Source organism: Kushneria indalinina DSM 14324 (genome assembly GCF_003385845.1).
Lineage (GTDB): Bacteria > Pseudomonadota > Gammaproteobacteria > Pseudomonadales > Halomonadaceae > Kushneria > Kushneria indalinina.
Map to the genome: position 1 here is coordinate 423,431 of NZ_QRDJ01000006.1, position 15,884 is coordinate 439,314.

The window sequence follows — 15,884 nt, forward strand, 5'->3', positions numbered from 1 at the left end:
CAAAGAACCCATACACATGGAGAGTCTCATGAACGAATCGCAACGCAGCAAGATTATCCTCGCTCTGATGAAACGTGAAGGTGGGTTTGTCGACCATCCCGATGACCGGGGGGGAGCCACCAACTACGGCATTACGCAGCGCGTGGCTGGCGAGCATGGTTACCACGGCAGCATGCGTGATTTAACGCAGGGGCTTGCCGAGAAAATCTATCTGAAAACCTACTGGCATGCGATGAAGCTTGACGAAATCAGTGCGCGTGCGCCCGCGCTGGCTATCGCAATGCTTGATTACGGCGTACATAGCGGCACTGGACGTGCCGGACGACAACTGCAGGAGGTGCTGAATGTACTGAGTAACAATGGCCGGCGCTGGCCCGCCATTGAGATAGACGGTTGCATTGGAACGCAGACGCTAAGGGCAATGGACGCCATGCTCAAACTTCGCGGTGTTGATAGTGGCAATACACTCGCGAGTACCATTAACGCGCTGCGTCTGGCGTGGCTGGTTGAACTGGCAAGGCGCGATGTCTCGCAGCAGGCATTTGCCCAGGGCTGGATAGACCGAGTCGTCAGGCTTAAAGAGGCTATGTATGACATCGAACCTGACACTGGTCGACATGGAGAGTCCAGAGATCGCCGAGGATCTCGTCATGGAATGGCGTGACGTGAGGCGGCGTCTCGCCGGTGAGGCGCCCGAGGTGGCGCAACTGTTTGATAGTCCTGTGACCTGTGAGGCGGCAGGCGCCATCGTGGCCGCCACTCTGGGCTGCTGGAAGGATACGTCTTCACGTGCTGTGTTACAGGCGCTGGAAGAACAGCCGGAATTGATGGAGCGAATCCGGCTGCTGGATGTCGAGAGGATTCGGCTACAGCTGGGGGCCATCGATCACAAGGCTTCTACCTCCCTGCCGGTGGATATTGCAGTAACAGGGCTTTTCAAGAACGACTGGCGAGCAGGGGTTGGCTGGACACTGTGCGGCATGCTGGCGCTCATGTCTCTGGCCATCTGCATCACGGTCATCAGGTCGCCGGATCGAATTCATGACTGCGTTGAGATCATGACATGGCTGATCTTTTCAGCCAGCGGTATCCTGGGCATTAACCTTCACGGCAACAGTGTAGAGCGCCGTGCCATGATGGAGGAAACGCATATGGGAATGAATGATCGTGGTCCGGAGGCTGCGCCGCCACGACCAAGGGAGATTCAGGATTGAATGTACTTTATTTCCCTTGAACGCCCGGCTTGGCCGGGCGTTTTTGCGTCATGAGATGACCTGGTTCATTGCTTGATCAAGCGGGCATTGAGCTTGATCGGGATGCTGTCATTCAGGCTACGATATCCCAGCAATGACATGACGGTCTGTGCGTTGTCCAGCTGCATCAGCTGCCGGGTATCCACACTGATGGGCTCGGCAAGGGTCAGGTGATAGTACTGTTGATTCAGACGCTCAAGCGTCAGAGGCAGCTGTTCGCTGCGCTCGAAATGGTTGCCACTGGCCGTCAATGTCACGTTGCGGGTTGTCGCCTCACCCGGCTGTAGATTGCTCAACCAGGCCGGATTGACCTGCGTTGACAGCGTCACCATGGCCGAGTCGGAAGAAAGTCCTGACAAAAGGCCGCCCAGGCTACCCTGTTTGTCCAACAGATCGGTCTGCTCAAGGCGCAGTGGCATCTCGAAGTAACCCTCATCATTGATGGTGCCCGCCAGATCCGAAACATGATAGGTGCGCTCCATCGGCCCACGCTGCCCCTGGCCTGCCACGTGGGCGGTAATCTCACTGTCGGCCGGGATAAACCGCCAGGCCGCCTGCGCCGGGGTCGTCAACGCAAGCGTTAAGCCTGCCACGCCCAGCATCTTCCAGAAACGATCACCCATGCGCTCACTCCTTGTTAATAAACGACACTGGCCTCACGGCGGTGCTTTGGGTATCATACGCAACCGCATTATAAGGGCCTATAGCTCAGTTGGTTAGAGCAGGGGACTCATAATCCCTTGGTCGCAGGTTCGAGTCCTGCTGGGCCCACCATACGAATCAGATAGTTATGAGATGATTGGACAGCCTGCTCAATGGTTGGTTGTAGCCTGGATGCTGATAAAGGCAACTCTGCGACCGTGTTATCTCATCTCACAGGGTGTTTTGGTGTCCATCGACTGGTGATAGTCAATCATAAATGCTCTGTCAGGTTCTGAACATTCATCGTTGACCAGTAATAACGTATGGTTGTATCGGACGTTTTGACAACAAACATCTGACTCTTTGATCCTGACCTCAGTTTGCTCGGTAGCACCTCACCTTATATTGATTGTGGTGTCGAGAAGCAGTGCATTTACTATTGCGCAGTTTCCATTTTCAGTTGAATCACCTCTGGTCTTCATTACTTATCTGGTTGGACTTGAGCCCGCTACCTCGTGGTTAATGTCCTGGACGCCGGTATTATCTGGAAAATCAGCTTTCCTGTACTGAAGATAAAACAGCATCACCCTGTGCATAGCCATAGCCATAGCCATAGCCATAGCCATAGCCATAGCCATAGCCATAGCCATAGCCATAGCCATGGCCATGACAAAACATTAAGCCTGGTAAGCAAATGGAGAGCTGTAACACTGAGGGCGATACTATTTATTTTTGGGAATAAAAAGAGGCCAGCGGAAAATCATGAGTCAGACCAATACTCCGCCAAGTTATAAACCTGGCTCATAATTAAAAAACCTTTTTACAAGGTATCTGGAAAAGCTGATTTACTTTATCAGCTGACAAGCTCTTCCCACTGTTTGATAATGTTTTCAAGTCTGAATTTCGGCGATGATGAGTAAGCGGCTCTTGAAAATTTGATTCGTTCATTTCGATGTTCGATCAGGTACTTGAGTTTTTCGGCCAACTCATCAATATCTTCGGGGGCCGCGAGTAAACCTGAGACTTTATCCTCGACAACTTCAGACGGCCCGGTCAGGCAATTAAAAGAGACGATAGGTAATCCATAAGCATTTGCCTCAATAAGCACCATGGGAAGGCCTTCAAAGCGGGAGCTCATGCAATATATCCCGGCTTCCCGATAGTGGTTCTCAATATCCTTTGTGGGCGGACAAAAAGTAACGCTATCTTCAATGCCCAATTCCTGGACCTGCGTTTGAAGCGCTGCACCATCCTCGCCATTACCCACGATTCTCAGTTCCCATCCCTGAGTATCCCTGACCACTTGTGCCCAAGCAGATAAAAGAGAATCAAAGCCTTTTTGATATGAAAATCTACCAATAGCCAGCACGACCCTTGCATCCGGATTGTAATTGTACTCTTCCTGTGCAAAGGGGAGAGGGTTATTAATGGGAAGGATTTCGGCGCGTGGCTTTGTCCTTTTTTTCCAGACCTCTGCATCGAGATGGGTTAATGTTACTACTGTATCGGCCATCCATGCTGCTACATAACGAGAAATCGTTCTGAGTTTTGAGCCGTTACTGGCGGTAAAGTTATAGTGTTCCCAGTTGACATGCCTGACTTTCTTTGCAAAAAGCGCAGGCGCAACGAAAAGTGACAGAGTCGATTCCACATTGATAACCGTGTCAAAGTCGTGCGTTGTCACAAATGAGCGAATTTTTTTTACGATAGAAAAATAACCAAGATAAAAAGAGGCTTTGCTGGTAGAAAGGCAGTTAACCTTTACTCTGGGTGAAATGTTGAAGAAAGCCACATTATCGTCCTGCCATAGATTGAGCAGGGTGATATCGTGTCCTTTATCGGCCAAGGTATTAATAATGGTGAGCGCGACACGTTCAGTGCCACCCCCTAATCCCATGTTATTAATGATAAAGCATACTTTTTTCATATTAAAATATCCACTGGAGGCAGCTTAAGTAAATTTTTTTATATATGAATAGAGGTTGGAGAGCGCGGGTGATAAAAAAAGCATGCGCGTATTAAAGGGTACGTCAACATCAATATTTTTTTTGTGGCGATTAACCTTTTTTACGATACGGCTTATATCGCTGATGGGTCTGAAGTAACCTTTCATATCGTTAGAAATGCTTTTGTAAAAAAGCGCTCCCTGGCAGGCCACAAGCATCATCATCTTTTTGTTGAAAGAATTGTTTTCTCTGGCGCTCATTTCAAGGTAATAATCGATAACCGATTCGATATCGGTCAGATCCTTGCTTGAGGGATTTTTGGTGATACCTTCCGGATTGACTCGATAGCCAACCAGTGCCTCATCAATACCCGTTATGCAGGTGGCGCGCAGATAAAGCTGAGGTATCAGCATCATATCCTCATAACTTTTTCCAGGCGGAAATTGCACGTCTTCAAACAATTCACTTTTATAAATGCGGGCCCATGGAAACCAGTAGGCATGAGAAAATATTTTGCTGACGACGTCTTCATCGCTGTTACAGTAATAATTGCCACAGACGTTTGTTTTAAATAAGGATGCGGCCTGGTGGTTACCATTTTTCAGGTGAGAAAACCTGATTGCATTAAACTCTATAATGTCCGGCTCACAGTCTCCCCGATTCAGGATTTCCAAAAGCTTTTCGTAGTAATGCGGCAGAAGGTGATCATCACCATCAAGAAAGGCCACATAACGGCCCTTGATGACTTTTAGCCCAGCATTTCGTGCTTCGCTGACGCCGCTGTTTGGTTGGCTGATAATATGAAGTTGCTGTCCAAGAGGGTGGGAAGCGTATATCGATTCTATTTCCCCAAGAGTATTGTCTCTGGAACCGTCATTGATAACGATCACTTCAACACGCTTATCGATTTGATCGAGGACAGACAGCAAAGCCTCACCTATATATTTTTCAACATTATAAGCGGCCACAATAATTGACAGCCAGACATTATCCATGACGCGTTCCAAAAACCATTTTTAAAAGTCCCAGACGAAAACAGAAAAACAATAAGGCAAGGAAGCTTAAAGTTTCAGTAAATAGCAGGGTCCACGCGCCTCCCACTGCCCCGAGCCAATAAGCCATTGGAAATACAATGCCAAGGTGAATAAAAGCCATAATTGTTGGTATTTGTGTATAAATTTTCCGGTAGCCAAAAGGCAGCAGCATATAATTGCCAAAAATAACCGATGTTGTGACAAGAAATACCATGGGCGCCATTATTCTAATAATATGGGCTGCGTTACTATACTGTTCGCCCAGAGCAAAATTCGCGATAAAATCGGCAAGAAGGAAAAGTGTCAGAGAAGTCGTCAAAGTTACAAAGCACTGACCAAAGATTATCTTTTTGATAAATCTACCGGCTTTTTCCTGACTTTCTGTCAATAAAGCATTGACTCGGGGGAAAAACGCATTACCTAAAATAAGAAAAGCACTGGTAATGGCATTTCGGATTTTATCCGAGGCATTAAAAAGCCCTACCTGTTCATGGCTGGAGATAATGCCAAGTACCACGGTGGTGCTCATGGTGTACAGGCTTATGGCGATCGAGGCAATAAAGACGGGAAAGCCGTCTTTTAGAGCTTCCTTGACCTGTTGGGGCGACACTTTTTCAAAACAGACTGCCTTGTATCGATACACCATATAGCAGGCAACAATGCCGGCCATATTAGTGGTCATGGCCTGAATCACTACTGCAAGCCAGAGATCTTCCGGGTTGTGAACGAAAAAGAAAATGAGAGGAACAGCAGTTGCTCGAGCTGCAAGACTCGAAATAGTCACTGCCCATAGTCTTTCTATTCCCTGGAAAAGCCAGCTGGGTAGTAAAATCGATCCAATCAGCTGCAATGAAGCCAACAGGATAATAAAAGAAATCTCTTTAAAGGAAGGGACTGCATAAATGGTACACAAGAGAAAGAAGAAAACCAGAATGGCAAGAAAGCTTTTCGAGGCCATTGTTGTCCAGAATACTTCCGAGACCCTTCTTTTTGAGTCTTTGTTTTCTGCTATTTTTTTTGTGGCCGTTAGATTGAAGCCATAGTCTATAAACAGCATGCAGTATTGCATGATGGCAAAGGAGAGACCCATGATGCCAAAGCCTTCAGGCTCCAACACCCTTGCCAGATAAGGGAAGGTAATAAGAGGAAGAATATATTGACCACCCTGTAACACAAACAGGGAGATAAAATTGCTTAATAAATTTGACCGCATCTTTATGCCCTGGTAACGGCAAGCTTTCTCTAGAATTTAATCCAGCAGTAAGTGACTTCCTAAATGTCTGCTGATATGCGTTTTGAATGAGCAGCTTATCAGGATTATGAACAGCAGGAAGCGATCGCAAGGATTTTGATCGCTTTGGGGGCATGACGCTATGCTGTAAGCGCTTTGTTTAGCATTTGATCAGGAAATGTTCGAAAGCCATAAAAAATTATGAGTTTATGTTCTCCTGCTCATGCGAAAGTCTGGGGTTGTTGCTGAAAGCTATTGGTTTTAGAAAGGTCGTTTTTCTAAACGTAAGCCTTGGGTAATCATTGCGAGCTTAGGGAGAAGGGACGATAAAACTCCTGTAGGGCTGCTGGTGCCTACGGTTTTACGTAAAAAGCGGGCAGTGCGGGGAAGCGTTATATCCCTCTGAAAGGTCTTTTCGCCTGTTTCTATGTATATTCAATGCTATAAATGAAATCTTTGTGCCGATCAGGCGGCCGTATCGATATTTTTTCCTCTATGGCGAGCTTTCGACCATTGCCGATAAAAATTGATTGCAGTGTTCGCGATCTATCCGAACACCTTCAGACAGGCAGTACGGCGATCACATTGACAGGAGAGAAGCGATAGGAAGTGATGCCTCTGTTCAATGATAAGGTGGGCGTTAAAGAATGTCCTTAAGGCTTATGGGCAATTTTCAAAATGATCATGACAGACACAGCACAGCTTGTTGCCATCAGGGTCGCGTAGATAAGCACCATAAAAATAGTCGTGATACTGCGAGCGAATAGCTGGGCTTCCTTCGTCCGTTGCGCCCAGCGCCATGCCGATGGCATGAAACTGATCCACCAGCTCGTGGCCGTGCGCGCTGAAGGCGACCAGCGTACCGTTGCCATGGGTCGCAGGGCCCTGGTCATAGGGGGTGCAGACGATAAAAAGGATCCGCTCCTGTGGCGCGGCGTAACACAGCCATTGAGCATCACCGTCATCGTTATCCTGTCGATAAAGGCCGATGCAGCTTAATAATGAATCGTAAAACTCTCCGGCGCGCGCCAGATTGTTACTCCCCACCATGACATGACTCAGCATGATTATATCGCTCCCGCATCTGCTGTTCTGGCAGGTGTTCTTTGGCACAGCCGAGTGTACGGCCATTTTGGTGCGCCATTATGATTGAACGAACAGACAATAACAGTGCCATGATGGCTGAATCATCATGATCGCCATCAATGATGCTAAAAAGGCCTTGTCTGGCAGGCAGGGTGAGGCGTTCGAGAGGGCATAAAAATCGCGGTTACTGTCGCAAGACAGTAACCGCGGTCAGCTTCCATGCTGATGGAAGCACTCCATGCTTCAGGCAGTCCATGCACGGCGTGAATCCTTCCACACGTTCAGACTATTCACACCGGCAGCGGCGTGCCATAGCCCCCGTGCAAAAAAGAGAAGAATCCAGCATCGGTCATAAAATGATTCAGATTATCGATCCATTTTATTAGGCGTACTTCTGGAGATAGTGCCCAGTGGGCGATCTCAGGTGAAAAATGACATGAGATCGCGCAACAGTTGAAGGGTATTGCTGATGGCTTCTGCCATGAGAGTGATCTCCATAATGAGCGGCTGCTGACAAGGCGCTTTCAATAACTCTTATAGCCTCGGCCAACAGTCAATGGCAATGATCAAAAGCAGCCGGACGCATGGATGCCTGGTCCGGGCGCTGGCTTCAAAGAGGTATCAATGGTCAATCGGCCATCCTGAGCAGCAGAAACCAGTATGGCGCGCTACCTCACGATCAGCGAGTGGAACGATAGGCAAAGTCATCGTTCTCCCGCTGATAGCGACTCACGCCCAGGGGACCGGCCTCGGCGCGTTCACCGTTTCGCTGAATGGCCTGGCAGGTGATATCGGTCTGGCCGCTAAAGGGTCTCAGGCCTGTCCTGACCGCCGTCTCCAGCAGTGAATAGCAGACACCGTTGTTGAAGGGCTCCAGTTCTGCATCACCATAGTGATGGTCCCCCGAATACGTCAGTTCAACGGTAATATCGTCAGTGGTCAACGAGCGAATGTTATAGCTGACCAGCCGTTCATCCTTGAGCATCTTGTCCAGGGCTTCGGCAAACGGGGCATCAGGCAGTGCTTCGGCCCGAGCGGTGGAAAGGCCACTCGTTAAGCAAAGCCCGGTCAGCAGAAACACGGATAAAAATTTCCAGTTCATGACGCTCTCATTGTGTTGATGTACTAATATTTTGGGTTCTTTGGGACTAGATCGCTGTGCCGAAAAAAAGATGGCATGTGTTAAATTGGCGCCGGGTTAAATTCTTGCCTAGGCTGCAAAGTGCCTGTTTTCGAAAAGGAGAATTCGAAATGACGTTCAAGGGTATCGCTACTACCGCAGTACTTGCATCCGTTATCGGACTGGCGGGTTGTTCCGGCAACGATGTACAAAATCAATCACCCTATGCACAGGCTGATGGTCGTTATCAGGGCACGCTGCCGTGTGCTGACTGTGCCGGCATCAAGACAAGCCTTGAGATCCGCAATCAGGACAATACTGGTGCGAGCTTCACGCTGGACAGCACGCGTCTGGGCCAGAGCGAGAAGCCGCTGCGCACTCAGGGTCAGGTGCTGATCAAGGAAAATGTTGGCCCCAACAGCTATCCGATGGTCTATGAATTGAAAAACGGTCAGGGCAACACCATTTATAACCTGCTGCCGGTAGGTAATGGTGACATGCGTCTGCTGGATCGCAACTATTCGCGTATCGACTCCAGCGACAACCTGACACTCAAGCGCATCAACTAATGAACGTTTGAGCCTGAATAACCCGGCCCCTGCGGCCGGGTTTATTGTAGGTATCAACGATCTTGTACAGGAGATTGATATGGGTGATCTGTCTGAAGAGATGAGGATGCCAACCGCGTGTCCTGAATGTGGCAGTCATAGCGTTCGCCTGTCAGAAGTCAAAAATCCTGACGACAAGGTATTTTGTTCATCGTGCAACACCGTGCGGGGGCAGTACGCCGACCTGCAAAAAGAGCTGGATAACAAGCCAAAAAGCGAAGCTGAACGGCTTCTGGAAGAAGTGGTCAACAAAAAGAGCGATGCCCCGGATCAATCGTCATAGTTTGAAGAATGTCTTGAGCGTTCAACCGTATTAAGAGGGCCCGCTTCCATGGAAGCGGGCCCTTGTCTTGATGGCCAATCGATCTGCCTGCTCAGCTCTTGATACCGCCCCAGTTGCGTCGATGGCAGTCACACTTGCTGTTCTGACAGGGCTGATTGTCCGGATGCGACGACGCGCAGGCTTCGCAGCAAAAGGATTTGCCGTTGACCACGGGCGCGGTATCGGGAACGACGCACTCGCAGTAGGTGCAGTCACAGATGCGTTGTGTCATGAAAGACTCTCCTTTTATGAGACAGTAAGGGTTGCATATCCTGACTCAAGCATAGGCCATCAGGGACCAGGTGTGCCCTGAATGCTAGCCCATGAAAGCATTGGCAACGAAAAGCCCCGCAAGCGCTGTTACCCAGCCAAGCGTGGTCGGCACGGACACCACCAGCATCTGATGTTTGGCATTCTTGACGCCCAGCATGCGGTTGACCACCCAGAAATAGCTGTCGTTGAAGTAGCTGAAAAACAGCGCGCCAAGACAGGCTGCCTGAGCGGCAAGTACCATGTTGACCTCCGGCATGGCAGACAGGATCGGCGCTGAAATGGAGGCGCCCGTAATCATCGACACCGTGCCACTGCCCTGAGCAAAGCGCACCAGTGTGGCAATGATGAAGGGGATCAGAAACGCCGGCAGGGCCAGCGAGGCGACCTGAGTGCCGATATAGTCCCCCGCGCCGCTGGCTCGCAGCACCGCCCCCAGTGCGCCGCCGGCACCGGTGACCAGCAAAATGATGCCGGCGCTTTCCACGCCCTTTTCCAGATGGCCGAGCACATCCTCACGCGGCATTTTGGGCACCAGCCCGTATACCGCCACCAAAACGCCAATGCCCACGGCGATGACCGGGTTACCGAAAAAGGTGATCAGCTGCCCGATCAGGGAGTTCTCGACGGCCAGGCTCTCATCAAGGCTTGCAAAGGCACTGAACAGCGTATTGAAAAATATCAGACCGATCGGCAGTGCGATGGGCAATACAGAGCGCATCAGAGAGGGCAGTTCGTGCTCGCCGAGCTGCGGCGTCTCGTTGGCGTTCGCGGCAAGACTCAGGCTCTGGCCCGTGTCGCGCTCAATCATGGCCTCGATGCGCGGGCCCATAAAGCGCGCGTAGATTACCATCACGATCAGCGCCGGCGTGGTGAACACAATCCCCCAGGCAATCATCAGGCCGATATCAATACCGAAGATGCCCGCGACCCCCAGCGGTCCGGGCGTCGGCGGTACGGCGCTGTGGGTCACGATCAACCCCGAGCCCAGCGCGATCCCCAGAGTCAGGACCGAGCGCCCACTATTGCGCGCCAACGCCCGTACCAGCGGATTGAGAATCACATAGGCCGAGTCACAAAAGATCGGAATCGAGACGATATAGCCGGTCAACGCCATCGCCCAGTCTTCGCGCTCCTTGCCCAGCAGACGCAGAATGCTGCGCGCCAGGCGCTGTCCGGCGCCGGACACCTCCAGAATACGCCCCATCATCACGCCAAACCCGATGACCAGACCGATAGTGGCCAGCGTCGCCCCGAACCCGGTCGTAATGGCGCCGATGACTTCGTTGGCCGGCATGCCGCCGATCAAGCCGGCGAGCGAGGCCGCCGCGACCAGTGCCAGCAACGCATGCACACGGGTCTTCAATACCAGAAAGATCATCACAAAGATGGCAATCCCCAGACCGATAATGACCTGGGGACCCGCAGCGGTGGCTTCTGTCATGACAGTTTACTCCCGTAAAGGGGGGGGATCGCCCGGCGCACCAGGCGATAGCAGGGGTCAGACGTTTTGATCGGCCAGGTAGCGCTGGTGGGCGCGCACGATGTCATCAAAGCGCTCATCAACGTCAAAGCCCAGCGACAGGGCATGCTGGTTGTCAAACAGCGGCGCCCAGCTGTAGACAATCGACTCGATCTGCGCGTCACGCTCGTAACGAATCAGTGCCGCCGCCTCCGGTCCGGCCACACGCGCCAGACTCTCGACCATCTCCCGGACCTGGATCGACATGCCTGGCAGGTTGACGGTGCGACAGTTCCCCATGCGCTCGCCATCAAGTGACAGCGCATGGGCGAGATTGTTGATGATGGTCTCCGGCGAGCAGATCCAGATGGCGAACTCGGGATCGATCGGACAGATCGCCTCTTCACCACTCAGCGGCTCGCGAATGATCGAACTGGCAAATGACGAGGCCGCCCGGTTGGGGCGCCCGGGGCGCACCACAATGGTCGGCAAACGACAGACCCTACCGTCGACAAACCCTCGGCGGCTGTAGTCATTGACCAGCAGTTCCCCCATGGCCTTTTGCGTACCGTAGGAGGAGAGCGGCTGCGGCGCGGTCTGCTCGGTGAGCGGTTCAGGCATGCCGGGGCCGAAAACGGCCAGCGAGCTGCTGAACAGAAAGCGGATGTGCCCCCCTCGATGGCGACAGGCTTCCAGCAGCGCGCGGGTGGCATCGAAATTGACCCTCATGCCCTCATCGAACTCCGCCTCGGCATGCGAGCTGACGATGGCCGCCAGATGGCACACGGCGATCGTATCCTCGCGAAAGGCACGTTCGATCACATCGGGGTCACTGATATCGCCGACCACTGAATCGATGCGCGCGTCTTCCACCGGACAGGGCGCCAGATCCAGGCTGGTGACATGGCTGATGGACTGGCCGTCGAGCGAGCCCTGCTCAAGCAGTTTCGCCGCCAGTCGTGCGCCCAGAAATCCTGCGGCGCCGGTAATGATGATATGCATGGCCTGCTCCCTTTCACTGGTTGTCAGACAGCTTTGTCAAAAAGCCGTTTATACCTGCCGACTAGAGCGCCTGCGGCGAAGCCGTTAGCGTTCTCAATCGATATCATTCCAAGGACGTATTGAGTCTTTGCCCTTTTTTTGTGATGTTGTCTGACAACTATCGAGCGGGGCAATATGATCATTGGTCGAACAGCAGGTGCCGATGGATTGATGTTATCGGGGCGCAGGCTGAAACAAGGTGGTGGATATCATGGCTGAGACGTTGTCGGATCGCTCGCCGGGATTTGCCGAACAGATTGCCGGCGCCCTGACGCGCGCCATTCATGGTGGTGAGCTGCGCGCCGGTGCGCGTTTGCCCACCGAGGCGGCGCTTTGGGAGCGTTATGGCGTCAGCCGCTCGGTGGTGCGCGAGGCGATCTCGATGCTGCGCAGTGCCGGGCTGGCGGTGTCCCGACGGGGCAGCGGCAGTTTTGTCGCCGATGAACCGCAGGTATCGCTGGTGCAGGCGCTGCCCGGCGGCTCGCTGGCCTCGGTGCTGCACCTGCTGGAGCTGCGCCGTGCGCTGGAAGGCGAGGCGGCCTGTCTCGCCGCCACGCGCTGCTCGCGCTCGCAGCTGCGGCGGTTGCGTAACGTCACAGTCGAGATCGACGAGGCGGTGGAAGCCGGCGAGTCCGGTGTGGATCAGGATCTGGCCTTTCACCGTGCCATTGCCGAGGCTTCGAACAATGAGTATTTCGTCACGGTGCTGGATTTTTACAACCGCTTTCTGCATCAGGCCATCGGTCTGACTCGCCGCAACGAGGCACGGCGCGAGACGTTCGTCGCCCAGGTGATCAGCGAGCATGAGGCGATCATCGATGCCATCGCGTCCGGCGATGGCGACCACGCCCGGCGGGCGGCGTGGTGGCATATGGATCAGGCGCGTCGCCGGCTCAACGATATTCCGCCGTCGCTGATCGAGGGGTTCGAACACGCCTGCAACGATCATCAGAACTAACCACACGAGGGAACGCGGATATGGCAGACAGGCTCAGGACAGGCGTCATCGGGCTCGGATCAATGGGGCTGGGTATGGCCACCTCACTGGTGCGGGAAGGCTTTGACACCCGTGGATGTGACATCAACCCCGCTGCGCTTGAAAAGCTGGCCGAGGCGGGCGGTACCCCGGTGCAAAGACCGGCTGACATGGGCAGCGGTGTCGATATCGTTTTTCTGGTGGTGGTCAATGCCGAGCAGATGCGCCAGGTGCTCTTTGGTGACAACGGCCTCGCGACCACGCTCTCGCCCGGCAGCATCGTGGTGGGCTGTGCCACCGCCGCACCGGAGGCCGTGATTGCGCTGGCCGAGGAACTGGCGGCACAGCAGATTCACTATCTCGACATTCCCATCTCCGGTGGCGCGGTCAAATCCGCCGCCGGTGAGCTGACGCTGATGGCCTCCGGCCCCGCCGAGGTCTTCGAGCGTGCCCAGCCGGCACTGGATGCGATCGCCGCCACCATTTTTCGCCTCGGCGAGGCACCGGGGGAGGGCTCTCAGGTCAAGCTGGTCAATCAGCTGCTGGCGGGGGTGCACATTGCCGCGGCGGCCGAGGCGATGGCCTACGGCATCAAAAGTGGCTGTGATCCGCAAACGCTGTATGAGGTGATCACCCAAAGCGCCGGCAACTCCTGGATGTTCGAAAACCGCGTGCCGCACATTATTGATGGTGACTACACCCCGCGCTCGGCGGTGGACATCTTCGTCAAGGATCTGGGGCTGGTGCACGACACCGCTCGCGCCAATCGCTTCCCGCTGCCGATGACCGCCCAGGCCTTGACCATGTTCAGCCAGGCTTCCTCCATGGGATATGGCCGCGAGGATGATGCCGGCGTCGTGCGTATCTTCCCGGGGATCGATTTACCCACTTGTGCTGCCAACGACTAATTCTGCCAATCAGGGAGAGCCCCATGCCTTTACTGGGCTGTATTGCAGATGACTTTACCGGTGCCACCGATCTGGCCAGTCAGCTGGTCAGTATCGGCATGCGCACCGTGCAGACCATCGGCGTCCCCGATCAGGGACTGGCCGACGAGCTGAAGGACGTTGATGCCGTGGTAGTCGCACTCAAGAGCCGCACAATTCCGGCGGCAGAGGCGATCTCGCAGTCGCTGGCGGCGCTTGAATGGCTCCAGGCCCGCGGCTGCGAGCAGTTCTACTTCAAGTACTGCTCGACCTTTGACTCTACCGCCGAGGGCAACATCGGGCCGGTCACCGATGCGCTGATGGAAGCACTTGAGGTGCCCTTTACCGTGGCCTGTCCGGCACTGCCGGCCAATCGCCGCACCGTCTACAACGGCTATCTGTTTGCGGGTGGCGTGCCGCTCAATGAAAGCGGTATGCAGGACCACCCGCTGACGCCCATGACGGACGCCAACCTGGTGCGCGTCATGGGCAGCCAGACCCGCCACCGGGTCGGACTGGTCGACTTTGATTGCGTGCGCCAGGGCAGCGAGGCGGTGCGACACCGCTTTGACGCGCTGCAGGCGGAGGGCGTCGGTGTGGCGATTCTCGACGCCGTCGAGCAGCGCGATCTGGAAACGCTGGGCGAGGCCTGTCGTGACCTGACGCTTTTGACCGCGGGGTCCGGTCTGGCGCTGGGCCTTCGCACGCGCTGGGCGGATCAGCTCACGGGGGATAGCGCCGCCGAACTGCCGGCCGTTTCGGGTCGTGAGGCCATTCTGAGCGGCAGCTGCTCAAGGGCCACGCTGGCCCAGGTGGAGCACGCCCGAGCGCACTATCCTCATTACCGTCTCGATGCCCTGGCACTGGCCGAAGACTTCCGTGGGGAAGTGGATGCAGGACTGTCGATGGCGCGTGATCATCTCGATCAGTCGCCTGTACTGATCTATGCCAGTGCCTCTCCTGACAATGTCAAAAAGGCGCAACAGGCGCTGGGCGTACAGGAAGCCGGCGAGATCGTCGAGCGCGCGCTGGGCGAGATCGCCGCGACGCTGGTCAGTGAACTGGGCGTGCGCCGTCTGCTGGTCGCCGGGGGCGAAAGCTCAGGCGCCGTGGTCAGTGCGCTCAACGTGAAAGGTCTTCAGATCGGGCCGAGTATCGATCCGGGCGTGCCCTGGACCGTCACACTGGGCAGCAGTGAGCGGCTTGCGCTGGCGCTCAAGTCGGGCAATTTCGGCGGTGAAGACTTCATGACAAAGGCCTGGGAGAGCATGCCATGAGCCATATCAATACCCACAGCGAAGAAAATCGCCTGCGTGAAGAGATCAGCGAGATCGGGCGCGCCTTTCGCCAGTTGGGTCTCGCCCCCGGCACCTCCGGCAACCTCAGCGCCAAATGTGACGGCGGCTGGCTGATGACGCCCACCAACGCGAGCCTGGGCGCGCTGGACCCGGCCGAGATCTCGATGCTCGACTGGGAGGGCAACCTGATCTCCGGCAAGCCGCCGACCAAGGAGTCCTTTCTCCACCGCGCCTTCTATGAGTCGCGCGAGGAAGCCGGCGGTGTCATCCATCTGCATTCGACCTACGCCTCAGCGGTCTCCTGCCTCAAGGGGCTGGATGAGCGCTCCTGTATCCCGCCGATCACGCCCTATTTCGTGATGCGCGTGGGCCGTCTGCCGCTGCTGCCCTATTTCCAGCCCGGCGATCCGGCGATGGGCGAGGCCGTGCGTGACTACGCCCCGGAGTACAGCGCCGTACTGCTGGCCAACCACGGCCCGGTGGTGGCCGGCAAGAGTCTGGAAGCGGCGCGCAACGCCATCGAGGAGCTGGAAGAGACCGCGCGTCTGTTTCTGCTGCTTCAGGGTCAGCAGATCAATACCCTGGATGAAGCGCAGATCGATGGGCTGCGCCAGCAGTTCGGTGCCCGCTGGTAGTGATCCGGCCCGCGGTGCCCGCCGGTGCCGGGGG

18 protein-coding genes and 1 tRNA gene are annotated in these 15,884 nt (G+C 54.6%); 9 read left to right on the plus strand and 10 right to left on the minus strand.

All coding sequences use genetic code 11. The annotated features are described in order from the left end of the window. Nucleotides 1-28 precede the first annotated feature (28 nt). Entirely contained in the window at nt 29-664 is a 636-nt protein-coding gene (locus C8D72_RS02010; RefSeq protein ID WP_170140463.1) for a glycoside hydrolase family 108 protein, read from the plus strand. Continuing rightward, on the plus strand, nt 651-1,214 hold the full coding sequence (locus C8D72_RS02015) for a hypothetical protein (RefSeq protein ID WP_115852736.1): 564 nt from the start codon (nt 651-653) through the stop codon (nt 1,212-1,214). Before C8D72_RS02010 ends, C8D72_RS02015 begins: the two co-directional genes overlap by 14 nt. A 65-nt stretch (nt 1,215-1,279) precedes the next feature. On the opposite strand, the gene C8D72_RS02020 is transcribed toward C8D72_RS02015, so the two are convergent. After that, a complete protein-coding gene (locus tag C8D72_RS02020) occupies nt 1,280-1,876 on the minus strand; it encodes a hypothetical protein (protein WP_115852737.1) in 597 nt (198 codons plus the stop codon). A gap of 74 nt (nt 1,877-1,950) precedes the next feature. Here C8D72_RS02020 and C8D72_RS02025 point away from each other — a divergent pair. Beyond that, a tRNA-Ile gene (locus tag C8D72_RS02025) sits at nt 1,951-2,027 on the plus strand. A gap of 420 nt (nt 2,028-2,447) precedes the next feature. On the opposite strand, the gene C8D72_RS17720 is transcribed toward C8D72_RS02025, so the two are convergent. From C8D72_RS17720 to C8D72_RS02055, 6 genes are all read right to left on the minus strand, one after another. Beyond that, complete coding sequence (locus tag C8D72_RS17720) at nt 2,448-2,573, minus strand: hypothetical protein (protein WP_281271596.1); 126 nt, start codon at nt 2,571-2,573, stop codon at nt 2,448-2,450. A gap of 175 nt (nt 2,574-2,748) precedes the next feature. Beyond that, a complete protein-coding gene (locus C8D72_RS02035; protein ID WP_115852738.1) occupies nt 2,749-3,822 on the minus strand; it encodes a glycosyltransferase family 4 protein in 1,074 nt (357 codons plus the stop codon). 24 nt (nt 3,823-3,846) lie between these two features. Then, the gene (locus C8D72_RS02040) at nt 3,847-4,836 is read right to left on the minus strand and encodes a glycosyltransferase family 2 protein (RefSeq protein ID WP_115852739.1); all 990 of its coding nucleotides are present in this window, start codon (nt 4,834-4,836) and stop codon (nt 3,847-3,849) included. Then, nucleotides 4,829-6,088 carry a flippase gene (locus C8D72_RS02045; protein WP_115852740.1) on the minus strand — a complete coding sequence of 420 codons (1,260 nt, stop codon included), beginning with the start codon at nt 6,086-6,088 and terminating at the stop codon, nt 4,829-4,831. Before C8D72_RS02045 ends, C8D72_RS02040 begins: the two co-directional genes overlap by 8 nt. Before the next feature lie 678 nt (nt 6,089-6,766). Further along, the gene (locus C8D72_RS02050; protein WP_115852741.1) at nt 6,767-7,171 is read right to left on the minus strand and encodes a VOC family protein; all 405 of its coding nucleotides are present in this window, start codon (nt 7,169-7,171) and stop codon (nt 6,767-6,769) included. Between the two features lie 700 nt (nt 7,172-7,871). Next, nucleotides 7,872-8,294, minus strand: a complete 423-nt coding sequence (locus C8D72_RS02055; RefSeq protein ID WP_115852742.1) for a hypothetical protein — start codon at nt 8,292-8,294, stop codon at nt 7,872-7,874. Nucleotides 8,295-8,443: 149 nt separating this feature from the next. Between C8D72_RS02055 and C8D72_RS02060 the strand changes: the two genes are divergently transcribed. Together C8D72_RS02060 and C8D72_RS02065 are read left to right on the plus strand one after the other, a co-directional pair. Continuing rightward, a complete protein-coding gene (locus tag C8D72_RS02060) occupies nt 8,444-8,881 on the plus strand; it encodes a copper resistance protein NlpE N-terminal domain-containing protein (protein ID WP_115852743.1) in 438 nt (145 codons plus the stop codon). Nucleotides 8,882-8,960: 79 nt separating this feature from the next. After that, nucleotides 8,961-9,203 (plus strand): hypothetical protein, encoded by a 243-nt coding sequence (locus C8D72_RS02065; RefSeq protein ID WP_115853572.1) that lies wholly within the window; start codon nt 8,961-8,963, stop codon nt 9,201-9,203. 91 nt (nt 9,204-9,294) lie between these two features. Here the strand turns inward: C8D72_RS02065 and C8D72_RS02070 are convergent, their stop codons facing one another. The 3 genes from C8D72_RS02070 to denD all read right to left on the minus strand — a co-directional run bounded on the left by C8D72_RS02070 (nt 9,295) and on the right by denD (nt 11,976). Then, nucleotides 9,295-9,474, minus strand: a complete 180-nt coding sequence (locus C8D72_RS02070) for a metallothionein (RefSeq protein ID WP_115852744.1) — start codon at nt 9,472-9,474, stop codon at nt 9,295-9,297. An 84-nt stretch (nt 9,475-9,558) separates the two neighbouring features. Continuing rightward, on the minus strand, nt 9,559-10,956 hold the full coding sequence (locus C8D72_RS02075) for a GntP family permease (protein ID WP_115852745.1): 1,398 nt from the start codon (nt 10,954-10,956) through the stop codon (nt 9,559-9,561). Nucleotides 10,957-11,013: 57 nt separating this feature from the next. Further along, complete coding sequence (gene denD / locus C8D72_RS02080; RefSeq protein ID WP_115852746.1) at nt 11,014-11,976, minus strand: D-erythronate dehydrogenase; 963 nt, start codon at nt 11,974-11,976, stop codon at nt 11,014-11,016. A gap of 250 nt (nt 11,977-12,226) precedes the next feature. Here denD and C8D72_RS02085 point away from each other — a divergent pair, with 250 nt between their 5' ends. The 4 genes from C8D72_RS02085 to otnC are packed head-to-tail and all read left to right on the plus strand — an operon-like array spanning nt 12,227 to nt 15,850. After that, nucleotides 12,227-12,973, plus strand: coding sequence for a FadR/GntR family transcriptional regulator (locus tag C8D72_RS02085; protein WP_115853573.1), 747 nt, complete (start codon nt 12,227-12,229; stop codon nt 12,971-12,973). Nucleotides 12,974-12,993: 20 nt separating this feature from the next. After that, entirely contained in the window at nt 12,994-13,899 is a 906-nt protein-coding gene (gene ltnD, locus C8D72_RS02090) for an L-threonate dehydrogenase (protein ID WP_115852747.1), read from the plus strand. 23 nt (nt 13,900-13,922) lie between these two features. Beyond that, nucleotides 13,923-15,194, plus strand: a complete 1,272-nt coding sequence (gene otnK / locus C8D72_RS02095) for a 3-oxo-tetronate kinase (RefSeq protein ID WP_115852748.1) — start codon at nt 13,923-13,925, stop codon at nt 15,192-15,194. After that, the gene (otnC, locus tag C8D72_RS02100) at nt 15,191-15,850 is read left to right on the plus strand and encodes a 3-oxo-tetronate 4-phosphate decarboxylase (RefSeq protein ID WP_115852749.1); all 660 of its coding nucleotides are present in this window, start codon (nt 15,191-15,193) and stop codon (nt 15,848-15,850) included. The genes otnK and otnC overlap by 4 nt, the downstream gene beginning before the upstream one ends. Nucleotides 15,851-15,884: the final 34 nt, after the last annotated feature.